We start from the raw sequence: 12967 nt of genomic DNA on the forward strand, positions 1-12967 counted from the left end.
TTCTGATGTCTTTTCAAAATCCCTGTCAAAGCATTTTCATGTTTTGGTCTCAATATTTTACATTTCCTTAACGCAGATTTTACAAGACACCTTTTTTATCATAAAAGAAATCATGACATTTGTCTATAGAAAAATTAAAAATTTCGACAAGAAATTTTCAGATTCTTTTCGTTTCTTTCTTGCATTCTACTTGATAATATTGTAACATTTAGGATGTTTCCATATTATGAGGCGACATTTCCGCCTACAAAATTCAAAAGGAGAGAAAACTATGGAAAAGTTTAGCAAGCTGATGGAAAACACATTCAAGCTGCGGGAAAATGGAACAACGGTCAAAACCGAGATCATCGCCGGTGTCACCACGTTCATGACGATGGCGTACATTCTTGCCGTCAACCCGAACATCCTTTCCTCCACCGGCATGGACCACGGCGCTGTCTTTACCGCAACGGCTCTGGCAGCCTTCCTTGGCACCCTGCTCATGGCACTTTTCGCCAATTATCCATTCGCTCTGGCACCAGGAATGGGCCTCAACGCCTATTTCGCCTACACCGTTGTTCTCGGCTACGGATATAGCTGGCAGGCAGCCCTGACCGCCGTTTTTGCAGAAGGTATCATCTTTATTGTACTTTCTCTGACCAACGTCCGTGAGGCGATCTTCAACTCCATTCCGGTCAGCCTGAAATCTGCAGTCAGCGTCGGCATCGGTCTGTTCATCGCATTCATCGGACTTCAGAATGCAAAAATTGTACTGTCGAACTCTTCAACCGTGGCAGGCCTCTATTCCCTGTCTTCCTACAATGCCAACCTGCAGTCTGCAGCCACATTAAACGGAACAGAGTATGTGGCAGGAACGTTTAACGATGTCGGAATCACCGTTCTGCTCGCAGTCATCGGTGTTATCCTCACCGCCGTTCTTGTCGTACGCAATGTAAAGGGAAACATCCTCTGGGGAATTCTTGCAACCTGGATCCTCGGCATGATCTGCCAGGCATGCGGTCTCTACGTTCCGAACCCGGCAAACGGCTTCTACAGCCTGTTCCCGGATTTTTCCAACGGACTTTCCATTCCAAGCCTTGCCCCGATTTTCGGAAAACTGGATTTCTCCATTCTGAAAACAGGCGAGTTCTTCGTGATCATGTTTGCATTCCTGTTTGTCGATATGTTTGATACCATCGGAACTCTGATCGGTGTATCTTCCAAGGCAAACATGCTCGACAAAAACGGAAAACTTCCGCGCATCAAGGGCGCGCTGATGGCAGATGCTGTTGCTACCTGCGCAGGTGCTGTTCTTGGTACTTCTACCACAACAACTTTCGTTGAGAGTGCTTCCGGCGTTTCCGAAGGCGGCCGTACCGGTCTTACCGCTGTTACCACTGCAATCCTCTTCGGCCTCGCTCTGTTCCTCTCCCCGATCTTCCTTGCCATCCCGTCCTTTGCAACGGCTCCGGCACTGATCGTGGTAGGCTTCTACATGCTGACCAACGTAGTCAACATTGATTTCAGCGATCTTTCCGAGGCGATTCCGTGCTACATCTGCATCGGAGCAATGCCATTCTTCTACAGCATTTCCGAAGGTATTGCCATGGGAGTTATCTCCTACGTTGCAATCCAGATCCTGAGCGGAAAAGCAAAAGAAAAAAAGATCAGCGTGATCATGTACATCCTGGCTGTTCTGTTTATCTTAAAATACCTTCTTCTGTAATGGCTTTTTAACGATACAGAACCGCATAAAAAGGCTCCTGTCCCACAGATTTTATTCTGTGAAACAGGAGCTCTTTTTATGCTCTGAATCAAAAATTTTTATTCTGCCAGGGTCCGGTAAAAGCAGGTGCGGTTTCCGGTGTGGCACGCTGCGCCGACCTGTTCTACTTTGGCAAGGATTGTATCGTTGTCGCAGTCGATCAGAAGCTGTTTTACATACTGCACATGGCCGGAGCTCAGTCCTTTCGTCCAGAGCTCATTGCGGCTTCTGCTCCAGTACGTCATTTTTCCAAGGCGCAGTGTCGTCTCAAACGCTTCTTCATTCATGTAGGCGAGCATCAGCACTTCGTCATTTTCCGCATCCTGTACAACAACCGGAACCATGCCGTCGCTGTTTGTCTTAAAATCCGCCCAGGTAAAATCACATTTTAATGCTTGTTTCATCTCTTGTTCTCCTCTTTTTCTGCTCTTACAGGCTGCCCTTGGTCGAGAGCACGCCGGCAATTCTCGGATCGAAGGAAGTTGCCTCATCGAGTGCCTTCGCAAATGCTTTGAACATCGCCTCGATGATGTGGTGGTTATTTCCGCCGTCAAGCACTTTGATATGCAGATTCATCTGCGCCGCATAGGAAACGGCATAGAAGAATTCTTTTACCATCTCGGTCTCCATCTCTCCTACTTTCTCCCGTGTAAATTCTGTCTGGAAAGAGAGATACGGTCTGCCGCAGAGGTCAACGGCCGAGAGCACCAGTGTCTCGTCCATCGGAAGGATTCTGTCGCCGTAGCGGCGGATGCCCTGTTTGTCGCCGACTGCCTCGCGGATTGCAGTTCCGAGCACGATACCGGTGTCCTCGATCGTGTGGTGGCCGTCTACATCAAGATCTCCGTCTACAGAAACGGAAAGGTCGAAAAGACCGTGGCGGGCAAAGCCGTCGAGCATATGGTCAAAAAAGCCGATGCCGGTGTGGATGTCGCTCTTTCCCGTTCCATCCAGATTTAATGTCATGCGGATCTTTGTTTCTTTTGTCACGCGTTCTACGCTGGCTGTTCTGTTCTCCACTTACTCTTCCCCCTCAAAACGGACGGCAATCGAATTGGCGTGTGCCGTCAGGCTCTCTGATTTTGCAAAGCTCTCGATATCCTCGTGGATCTCGGAAAGGGCTTCTCTGGAATAATAGATGATGCTGGATTTCTTCACGAAATCGTCTACGGACAGCGGTGAGAAGAATTTTGCGGTTCCGTTCGTCGGCAGGATATGGTTCGGGCCGGCAAAATAGTCACCGAGAGGCTCGCTGGAGTTCTCGCCGAGGAAAATAGCACCGGCGTTATGTACCTTCATCATATCCTCAAACGGGTTCTTCGTCACGATCTCGAGGTGCTCCGGTGCGATGGCATCTACGGTGTCGATCGCTTCCTGATGCGAATCGGTGACAAGGATGTAGCCGAAGTTGTCCAGTGATTTGGAGATGATGTCGCTTCTGGAGAGGACTTTTAAGAAACCGTCTACCTCTTCACTTACCTTCTCTGCCAGTTCTTGGGAGGTGGTAATGAGGATCGCACTTGCAAGCTCATCATGCTCAGCCTGGCTTAAGAGATCGGCTGCCACGAACCGCGGATTTGCAGTCTCATCAGCAAGGACAAGAATCTCACTTGGGCCTGCGATGGAGTCGATGCTGACATTTCCGTATACGGCTTTCTTTGCAAGGGCAACGTAGATGTTTCCAGGTCCTACGATTTTATCGACTTTCGGAATGCTCTCGGTTCCGTAAGCAAGGGCTGCAATTGCCTGTGCACCGCCGATTTTAAAGACGCGGTCCGCACCGGCTTCTTTTGCTGCCGCAAGGACAACAGGGTTGACTTTTCCGTCTCTGCCGCACGGCGTTGTCATGCAGATTTCTTTGACTCCTGCCACTTTTGCCGGAAGAATGTTCATCAGAACGGAGGACGGATACGCTGCCTTTCCTCCCGGAACGTATACGCCGACACGGTTCAGGGCAGTCAGCTTCTGGCCAAGCATCGTTCCGTTCTCGGTGGAGGTGAACCAGCTGTTCTGTTTCTGTTTTTCGTGGAACTCACGGATATTTTTCATGGATCTGCGGATGACACCGATCAGCTCTGGATCTACGATGTTGTACGCTTCATCAATCTCTTCCTGTGTTACTTCTACGGTAGAAGCATCGAGTACCGCGTGGTCGAATTTCTCGGTATATTCGAAAACGGCTGCGTCTTTTTTTGTTTTTACATTCTCAATGATCTCCTGCACGGAAGCCTCGTACGTTCCGTACTGTGTCGGGCTTCGTTTCAGCATATTCTCCAGAATATTTTCTGTGGTCTCTTTTGTCAGTTTTACGATTCTCATACCAGTGCTCCTTTCAGATCCTGAATTAATTTGGTAATTCTCTCATTTTCCATCCGCATGCTCACCTGGTTGACAACCATGCGCGCAGACAGCGGGCAGACCTCCTCGAGAACGGTCAGGCCGTTTTCCCGTAAAGTGCTTCCTGTCTCTACAATATCCACAATCACTTCGGAAAGTCCGACAATCGGTGCCAGCTCGATCGAGCCGTTCAGCTTGATCATCTCAACGGTCTGGTGCTTGCGGTTGTAGAAGTAATCCTTGGCAATGTTTGGGTACTTCGTTGCCACACGGATCTGCTGGTTGTGCTGCAGCAGCTCACGCGCGGACTCCGGTCCGCAGACACACATGCGGCACTTGCCGTAGCCAAGGTCCAATACCTCGTAGAGGCGTCTTCCTTCCTCCAGAATCGTGTCCTTTCCGACGATTCCGATATCCGCTGCGCCGTACTCCACATAGGTCGGCACATCCGGACCTTTGGCGAGGAAGAAACGGAGCTTATGCTCTTCGTCCGTGAAAATCAGCTTTCTCGTATCTTTATTTTTCATTTCATCGCAGGTGATGCCGACTTTTTCCAGCAGCTCCAGCGTCTGGTACGCCAGGCGTCCTTTTGTCAGTGCAATGGTCAAATATCTCATCTTTTTCGTACCCTTCCTCTCCTACAGCTCCACCGGCTGTACTTCTCCTGTCGACAAATCGATAGCAAGCACCGAATCGCTCTTCTGAATATAGACAATGCCGCCGAACTGGTTCTTTCTGCCGTATTCTTCATAATCTGCAAGAACCTTGTCCCTTGCAAAGCAGACCAGCGCGACATCCATGCCCTTGCTTCTGTGCTCGTTAGCAAGTTTTACGGCCAGCGGCTGAAGAAAATCCGGGTAGAGTAGCATCGTTTTCGTATTGGCAATCGGAAGAGAAATTTTCTGGCGCTCCAGTGCATTCATCAGAGATTCCATGACAGTACAGAATCCGATCGCCGGCGCTTTCTTTCCGAAGTGCTGCAGCAGTGCATCGTAGCGGCCGCCTTTTACGATCGGCTCGCCGGTGCCGTAGGTGTAGGCCTGGAAAATAATACCGGTGTAGTAATGGAATTTGCTTAAAAGGCCGAGATCGAAGAAGACGTATTTTTCATAGCCGTAATCTTTAACGATCTCATAGATCGTAGCCAGACGATCGAGTGCCTCTCTTGCCGCCGGATTTCTTGTAAGGCCTTTTGCCTTTTCGAGAATCTCTGCATTTCCGAACAGCTGCGGAACATCACGGAGTGCTTCAAACAGATCACTTCGAAGGTTCTGTTTTGCCAGCAGCTCCTCGGCGCCAAAATGATTTTTAATGGAAATCAGTTCTTTTAATTCGTTCAGAACATCCTCGGCGAGCGCAGCTTCCTCGGCGAGCGCCTGGAAGAAACCTACGTGGCCGATGCTGATCTGGAAATCGGTAAGACCGGCATCCAGCATAACTTTTACGGTCATCGCAATGATCTCTGCGTCTGCCATTGCGGAATCATCGTTTAAGAGCTCGACGCCCATCTGGGTGGACTCTTTTAAGCGGCCCTGATAGCTGCTGCTGTTGACGAAGCTGCTTCCTCTGTAGCAAAGGCGGATCGGCATCGTCTCTTCCATGAAATACATGGAGGCTGCGCGTGCAATCGACGGGGTAAAGTCCGGACGGAGCACAAGGGTGTTGCCGTCGCGGTCAAAGAATTTGTAGAGCTCGCGGGACGGTGTTGTTCCCACTTCTCTTCCGAATACATCAAAAAACTCGAACGTCGGTGTTTCAATATCCTGATATCCAAACGCATGAAATACCTGCTCAATCTGATTCTCCAGGTATAATTTTTTCGTACATTCCTGATTGTAGACATCCCGGACGCCTTCCGGGGTATGAATTAATCGATCCATGTTTTGTTGTCCTCACTTTTTCACTTTAGTTCACTACCATATTACCATATTGAATTTAAAACTATGGTTAGTATATCGGAAAACATTTTCCCTGTCAACTCAAAATTTTAATCCGCTTTCGAATCCCGTATCTCCAGATCCTTCTGGATTCCGTTCAGGTACGGGACGAGAACGCTGCTTCCCGTTCTGGGAAGGAAGAATGACGTTTCAAGCTCGGTGTAGGAAAAATGCTTCTTTCCGCCGTTCTGTCCGCGGTCCCAGAAGGTTTTCATCGTCTCATACCGCAGGTAATAATATTCGTCCCGCGCCGTAAAATACAGCAGCAGGAAGGAAATCCCCCCCTGCTGCTCGAAATCTTTCATAAACGTGACCTGGTGCTCGTGGATGTTTGCGAGCGGAAAGGAATCCGTTTTGCACTCTTTGGCATCGAAGCAGACGGGAATGCCCTGTACAGCGCCGATGTAATCAACGGTACTCTTCTTTTCAAAATAAGCCAGCGTGATGTGTCTGCTCTCCTTATCTATTTTGATCGGGGTGATCGGCGTCGGCACCTTCTGGATCAGTGCCAGATGCTTGTCACGGTACTGCTCGTTTGTGCGGTTGATCATTTCCTCCAACGTTGATCCGCGGAGTCCCCTCGATGTCCATGCCATAATTCCTGTCCTCGTCTTCGTTCTGTTCTTATTCAATCAGAGAAATTTTGTTCAGCGGCCAGTAGCGCAGAAAGGCCTTGCCGATGATCTTGTCTTTCTCTACGTACGGATTCAGCCAGTAGCGGGAATCCTTTGATACGTTCCGGTTGTCGCCGAGCATAAAGTAGCAGCCCTCCGGCACCTCATACGGTCCGAAATCGCCGACCGGTGTTTCCGGGCAGAAATCATCGCGCAGCGGCTCGGTGGAATCGTTGATATACACCTTTCCGTCGCGGATCGTAACCGTCTCTCCCGGCAGTCCGATGACGCGCTTGATAAACTTCTGCTTCTCGTCGTCCGGATAATAGAAAATAACGATGTCATACCGCTGCGGATCGCTCTTTACATAAGCAAGGCGGTTACCGAAGATCTGGTCTCCGGTCATAATCGTGTTTTCCATGGAAGGAGATGGGATTCTTGCGTTGATGACAATGACCTGCTCCACAAAAACAACGACTGCCACGACAATGGCGATCATTTTTACATATTCCCAGATTTCCCGTCCGATGCTCGTCTCCTCCGTTTTTCTTGGTTTTGTTTCTTTCTTTTCGTTGTCTTTTCGGCTCATAATCCTTCTCCCGTCAAATGTTCTCCCTGTAAAATCCGGCGCACGGATGATGGCAGGGGCGCTGTAAAGGTTTTTCCGGACAGATCCGATAAGGTGCCCGTAAGCTCTGGAAATACCGCCTTCCACGAATGGAGAAGTTGGTATTTCAGTCCGTATTTTTCCCGGAAGCGGCGGTTAAACTCCGCATCCCCGTATTTCGTATCTCCCGCAAGCGGATGACCGATGCTCGCGAGATGGCTGCGGATCTGATGGCTCTTTCCGGTCACCAGCTCAACCTCCAGCAGCGTGCAGCCTCTTCCGGCACAGAGCGGCCGGTATGCGGTTTCTATGTAAACAGCATCTCCCTGCTGCTCTCTCTGAATCGAAACACGGTTTGTCCTCTCATTTTTTGTGAGATATCCGCGTATCCGCTCTGTCTCTGTCACGGTTCCTTTTACAACCGTCAGATAGTATTTTCCAACAGCCCGCTCTGCGATCAGTTCTGAAAGCTGCTGCGTCGCCGCAACGGTTTTTCCGGCAAGAATCAGACCGCTGGTGTTCCGGTCCAGACGATTGCAGAGTCCGGCGCGGAACATGGTCTCCTCCCCGGCATTTTTTTCCGAAAGATAGGCGCCGAGCGCTTCGGTAAGGCTCACATCCGTCTCTTTCGCCTTCTGTGAGAGGACACCTGCCGGCTTGTTCAGGAAAATTACTTTTTCGTCTTCATAGACGATATCCAGCTTCGGATACTTTACCTGTTTTCCAGCCGCCGGTTTTTCCGGTGTTTTCCGAAATTTTTCGATGGTCTCTTCCGCCAGATACAGCCGGATCGTATCGCCTGTTTTCAGCTTTTCACTGCCGTCCGCCTTTTTCTGGTTCAGCACAATGTTTTTCTTTCGCAGCATTTTATAGAAGAAACTCTTTGGCGCCTCCTCCATATATTTGGACAGATATTTGATGAGCTGCTGCGCGCAGTCTTTTTCTGTCACGGTCAGTTCTCTCATAGCAATGGTCTCCTACAGTGCCAGCGCCAGCATCGTGTGTTTCACCAGTTCCGTGCGGGACAGATCCGGGTACCGCTCATCCGGTTTGAAGTTTTCACTGGCGCCCTTTTCCAGCTCATCGTAGTTGCGGTTCAGGGAATCGAGGCGCTCCAGAAATGCTTTTTCCCGATCAAAAATCTTCACATGGCATTTGTAGCCGTTGGCACGGATGATCTTGTTCAGATACGTAGTGCAGTCCTCGATCTGTTTCTGGTCTTTGGCGCGCGTGGTGTAGCAGGCGATCTCCTCACCGCAGAACGCCGCTGCTTCGATCATCAGACTCGATTTTTCCTGTGTGATATACATTTCATATCCCATCAGCAGTTTTCCTTTTTTTGCCTCAATGGCATCGTACACTGCTTTGTCCACTGGCTTTTGCATAACCATCATGATAAAACCGACGGCGGCGCGGCAGCCCGGCAGACAGCCTACTACGGCGACAACCGTAAAAATGTTGCTCTTGTTTCCGTCTGCAAGCACAAGCCCGACAATAAAAACGATGGCCGGAAGGACGAACAGTCCCAGTGTCACAAGCAGTCTTTTTTTCTTTTCCCGGCGGATATAGCCGTAATCCCCTTTTCTGATCTTCATTCTTCTGTCATTTCCCTTCTTCGATAAGATCCCCGCTCATCTTCTGCGTGTTTATTTCTTTTTGTGCACGTTGCGGAGCGTCTTTTTCGGCCGTCCGCCTGTTTTGGCTTTTCCCTGTCCGGAACGGTCATTCGCCGTCTTCTGGCCAAAGCCTTTTCCGTTGGACCCTTTTCCTCTTGACGGTTTTCCTGCCTCCCCGGCCATCTTTCTCGGCCGTACGAGACATTTCGGTCCGAATCCGATCAGATCCTCCCGGTGTGTCCGGCGCAGTGCCTCGCAGACGAGCTCATAGTTCTCCGGATTCCGGTACTGAATCAGCGCACGCTGCATCGCCTTCTCATGCGGCGATTTCGGCACGTAAACCGGATCCATCGTCCGCGGGTCAAGACCGGTATAGTACATACAGGTGGAAAGTGTGGAAGGCGTCGGATAGAAGTCCTGTGCCTGCTCCGGGATAAATCCCATATCGCGGATGTACTCGGCAAGCTCCACCGCATCCTCCAAGTCACACCCCGGATGGGACGACATAAAATACGGAAGTGCGTACTGCTGCTTCCCCGTCTTTTTGTTGCACGCATCGAAGCGGCGGATAAATTCCTGATATACTTCGTGGCGCGGTTTTCCCATATAGGAAAGCACACGGTTCGAAACGTGCTCCGGCGCAACGCGGAGCTGACCGCTGACGTGATCCTTTACCAGCTCGGAAAGGAACGTCTGGTCTTTATCGGCCAGGACATAGTCAAAACGGATGCCGGAGCGGATAAAGACTTTCTTCACGCCCGGAATGTCTTTTAATTCCCGCAGCAGCTTCACATAATCTCTGTGATCTGCCACCATATTTTTACACGGCTCCGGGAAGAGACAGTTCCGGTTCGGGCAGGCGCCTTTGGTGAGCTGCTTTTTGCATGCCGGACCGCGGAAATCCGCCGTCGGGCCGCCGACATCGTGAATATAGCCTTTAAATTCTTTTTCCTGAACCATCTGCCGCGCTTCCGCCAGAATGGATTCGTGGCTTCTTGTCTGCACAACGCGTCCCTCGTGGAACGTCAGCGCGCAGAAACTGCAGGACCCAAAGCAGCCGCGGTTGCTCGTCAGACTGTATTTGATTTCCCCAAGCGCCGGCACACCGCCGTCTTTTTCATAGCTTGGGTGATAGGCGCGCATGTATGGAAGCGCATAGACATCATCCATCTCCTGCTCTGTCAAAGGACGGGAAGGCGGATTCTGTACAATGTAGCCCTGGCCCTCATACGGCTCTGCCATCGGCTTCGCATTGATGGCATCGGTATTTTTATACTGAATCGCAAAGCTCTCCGCATACGTCCGCTTGCTCTCCCGCACCTCCTCGAATGACGGCAGCACCACCGGGTCAATCAGGTGATCCAGCGTTTTGCTCCGATAAACGGTTCCCGGAATAAAGGTGACATCATGAACGTCAATGCCAGCCGCAAGTGCATCTGCAATCGCTACGATCGAAAGTTCTCCCATTCCGTACGAAATCAGATCCGCACCGGAATCGAGAAGGACGGAGCGGCGCACCTGGTCAGACCAGTAATCGTAATGCGAAAGGCGCCGGAGTGATGCCTCGATGCCGCCGAGGATCATCGGTGTATGTTTATACGTTCTCCGGATCAGATTGCCGTACACGGTAACCGCGCGGTCCGGCCGTTTTCCCATGACACCGCCCGGCGTAAAGGCATCTGTTTTTCGGTGCTTTTTCGCCACGGTATAATGGTTGACCATGGAATCCATATTTCCGGAAGAGACAAGAAAGCCAAGACGCGGTTCACCGAAAATCGAAATGCTGTTCTCGTCCTTCCAGTCCGGCTGTGAGATGATGCCGACGGAATAGCCGTTCGCCTCGAGCACACGGCTGATGATTGCCGGTCCGAACGAGGAATGGTCCACGTAGGCATCTCCGATGACATAGACAAAGTCAAACTGTTCGATTCCCCGTTTCTTCATCTCTTCTCTTGTAATTGGTAAAAAAGGCATGCTTTACTTTCCTTTCTGTGTTTCGGCGTCCGCTATGCCAAGCGCCGCTTTTTCTTTCTGCGTCAGGAGACGGGCACTGCCCTTTGGCAGCGCCGGATCAAGTTCCAGGCTCCCCATCGACAGCCGTTTCAAATAGACGACCGTTTTTCCGACCTTCTCAAACATGCGCTTGATCTGGTGGAAGCGGCCCTCACAGATGGTAATGCGGATCCGGCTTTCAAAAATGCCAGGCTCTTTTTCTGTCGTTTCCAGAATGGTAAGCTCGGCCGGAAGTGTCGGTTTGTCGTCCCCAATGTCGAGCCCTTCGGCAAATGCCTGCCGATCTTCTTCTGTCACTTTTCCGTCAATCACGGCCTCATACACTTTCGAGACATGCGATTTCGGAGAGAGCAGCCGGTGGGAAAGGGCTCCGTCGTTCGTAATCAGCAGCAGCCCTTCGGTGTCCTTGTCGAGCCGTCCGACCGGAAAGAGGTCTTTTCTTGCCGCATCACTTAAAAGATCGAGTACGGTCCGGTCACGGCGGTCCTCCGTCGCAGAGACGACACCCGCCGGTTTGTGGAGCATCCAGTATTCCATTTTCACATAGGAAATGCTGTTTCCGTCCACAGTCACCTGCGCTTCATCCGGGTCGACTTTCAGTTCCGGGGCTTTTGCCGTAATTCCGTCTACGGCCACCCGTCCCTTCCGGATCAGGGCCTTTACTTCCTGGCGTGTTCCCACACCCATGTCCGCCAGATATTTATCGAGTCGTAATTTACTCATACCATCCGCCATCCTGCATAATATTTATTCTTTAACGTTCCGTTGTTTATTTTTCCCCAGCCAAGTGGGAAATCATCCAGGCACACAAGCACCCAGCCCTTTTTCCCCTGACACTCTTCCTCGGAAAACGAGAGTGTCTCACCCTTTAAGTAGCGCATGACACGGTCATCTCCCTTGGGAATGGTCAAACACGAAACGTATTCTTCTTTTTTCAGATACGCCGCCAGCGCCTGGGACGGCTCGAAGCGGTTTTTCTTTACGGTGCCAAGCGAAAGTCCGGTCCGCAGATAGCGCAGACCCTTTGCCGCACAGACACCTTCCGGCAGAAAATAGAGCTGGTCTTTCACAAGGGCAAACGAACCATTCTTCCAGTCCATGCGCACGCCAGCAAGAAACTCTTCCGCCTCTTTCGGCAGCTTCTTTGTCGTTTCCAAAAGTCGGGACGGCTGCCGTTTCCGGCTCTCTCCCTGCTTTTTCAGGAGCGCCACGAAATGGCCTTCTCCCTCCATCCGCTGCGGGAAAATATGAACGCACCGGGAAAGATCGCGGCCATTCACGGATACTCCCGGCGCAAACCCTTCGTAACCCGGGGTAATTTCCTGCACTTCCATATCCGGATGCGCATCCAGCAGCCCTGCGATGACCTCTTCGTTCTCCTTTACAGAAAATGTACAGGTAGAGTACAGCAGCTCTCCGCCCTCTGCAAGCATCTGATACGCCTGCTCGATCAGTTTTTTCTGGATCGGCACATAATGCTCCGGCCCATTTTCACTGTAGTAGCGCAGCATTGAGCTCTCTTTTCGGAACATGCCCTCCCCAGAGCACGGCGCGTCAAGAAGGATCTTGTCAAAAAAGGCCGGATACAAGGTTACTAATTTTTCCGGATCCTCGCTCGTCACGAGAAGACGTCCCACTCCCTGGATTTCCAGGTTGCGCAGCAGCGCCTTCGCCCGCGAATTGCTGATATCGTTTGCCAGCAGCATGCCGCCCTCACCGATCCGGCTTCCCAGCTCCGTTGCCTTTCCGCCCGGTGCCGCACAGAGATCGAGCACACGGTCATCCGGCTCAATTGGAAGGCGGGATGCCGGTGTCATCGCACTCGGCTCCTGCAGATAATACAGGCCCGCATAGTAATCGGCATCCTTTGCCGGATTGCAGCTCTCTTCATCGTAATAAAATCCATTTGGGATCCACGGAACCTTCTTAAGCGGAATATCGGTCCGCCTAAGAAACTCTTCTGTCGAAATTTTTCCGTTGTTTACCCGCAGTCCTCTATGTACCGCCTCGTCAAATGTCTTGCGGTATGCCTCATATTCTTCCTCACCGAGCAGCTGTTTCATCTCCTGCTCAAAGGCTTCCGGCAGTGTGATCATATC

Annotated in this window: 12 protein-coding genes and 1 pseudogene; 1 reads left to right on the top strand and 12 read right to left on the bottom strand. The window is 51.0% G+C overall.

Annotation, left to right across the window (positions count from 1 at the left end; all coding sequences use genetic code 11):
• The first annotated feature begins 289 nt into the window (after nucleotides 1–289).
• Complete coding sequence (locus DW769_RS00065) at nucleotides 290–1705, top strand: NCS2 family permease (protein WP_118594792.1); 1416 nt, start codon at nucleotides 290–292, stop codon at nucleotides 1703–1705.
• Nucleotides 1706–1806: 101 nt separating this feature from the next.
• Here the strand turns inward: DW769_RS00065 and hisI are convergent.
• The 12 genes and pseudogenes from hisI to DW769_RS00125 form a co-directional block, all read right to left on the bottom strand.
• Nucleotides 1807–2118, bottom strand: a pseudogene (hisI, locus tag DW769_RS00070) (phosphoribosyl-AMP cyclohydrolase); the annotation flags it as partial.
• A gap of 55 nt (nucleotides 2119–2173) precedes the next feature.
• Nucleotides 2174–2710 carry an imidazoleglycerol-phosphate dehydratase HisB gene (gene hisB / locus DW769_RS00075; RefSeq protein WP_243105403.1) on the bottom strand — a complete coding sequence of 179 codons (537 nt, stop codon included), beginning with the start codon at nucleotides 2708–2710 and terminating at the stop codon, nucleotides 2174–2176.
• A gap of 54 nt (nucleotides 2711–2764) precedes the next feature.
• Nucleotides 2765–4063, bottom strand: coding sequence for a histidinol dehydrogenase (hisD, locus tag DW769_RS00080; RefSeq protein ID WP_118749828.1), 1299 nt, complete (start codon nucleotides 4061–4063; stop codon nucleotides 2765–2767).
• Nucleotides 4060–4698, bottom strand: coding sequence for an ATP phosphoribosyltransferase (hisG, locus tag DW769_RS00085; protein ID WP_022461875.1), 639 nt, complete (start codon nucleotides 4696–4698; stop codon nucleotides 4060–4062). The genes hisD and hisG overlap by 4 nt, the downstream gene beginning before the upstream one ends.
• Nucleotides 4699–4719: 21 nt before the next feature.
• On the bottom strand, nucleotides 4720–5961 hold the full coding sequence (gene hisZ, locus DW769_RS00090; RefSeq protein WP_118600646.1) for an ATP phosphoribosyltransferase regulatory subunit: 1242 nt from the start codon (nucleotides 5959–5961) through the stop codon (nucleotides 4720–4722).
• A gap of 107 nt (nucleotides 5962–6068) precedes the next feature.
• On the bottom strand, nucleotides 6069–6617 hold the full coding sequence (locus tag DW769_RS00095) for a Holliday junction resolvase RecU (RefSeq protein ID WP_117509155.1): 549 nt from the start codon (nucleotides 6615–6617) through the stop codon (nucleotides 6069–6071).
• Nucleotides 6618–6642: 25 nt separating this feature from the next.
• On the bottom strand, nucleotides 6643–7221 hold the full coding sequence (gene lepB, locus DW769_RS00100) for a signal peptidase I (RefSeq protein ID WP_022461878.1): 579 nt from the start codon (nucleotides 7219–7221) through the stop codon (nucleotides 6643–6645).
• Nucleotides 7218–8204 (bottom strand): RluA family pseudouridine synthase, encoded by a 987-nt coding sequence (locus DW769_RS00105; RefSeq protein WP_055226359.1) that lies wholly within the window; start codon nucleotides 8202–8204, stop codon nucleotides 7218–7220. The genes lepB and DW769_RS00105 overlap by 4 nt, the downstream gene beginning before the upstream one ends.
• A gap of 12 nt (nucleotides 8205–8216) precedes the next feature.
• Entirely contained in the window at nucleotides 8217–8834 is a 618-nt protein-coding gene (locus DW769_RS00110) for a DUF4191 family protein (protein WP_118749829.1), read from the bottom strand.
• Between the two features lie 51 nt (nucleotides 8835–8885).
• Nucleotides 8886–10829 (bottom strand): YgiQ family radical SAM protein, encoded by a 1944-nt coding sequence (locus tag DW769_RS00115; protein ID WP_118749830.1) that lies wholly within the window; start codon nucleotides 10827–10829, stop codon nucleotides 8886–8888.
• Between the two features lie 3 nt (nucleotides 10830–10832).
• Complete coding sequence (locus DW769_RS00120) at nucleotides 10833–11591, bottom strand: pseudouridine synthase (RefSeq protein ID WP_118749831.1); 759 nt, start codon at nucleotides 11589–11591, stop codon at nucleotides 10833–10835.
• The gene (locus DW769_RS00125; RefSeq protein ID WP_118749875.1) at nucleotides 11588–12961 is read right to left on the bottom strand and encodes an RsmB/NOP family class I SAM-dependent RNA methyltransferase; all 1374 of its coding nucleotides are present in this window, start codon (nucleotides 12959–12961) and stop codon (nucleotides 11588–11590) included. Before DW769_RS00125 ends, DW769_RS00120 begins: the two co-directional genes overlap by 4 nt.
• Nucleotides 12962–12967 lie beyond the last annotated feature (6 nt).

The organism is Blautia sp. AM29-29, from assembly GCF_003480555.1.
Lineage (GTDB): Bacteria > Bacillota > Clostridia > Lachnospirales > Lachnospiraceae > Fusicatenibacter > Fusicatenibacter saccharivorans.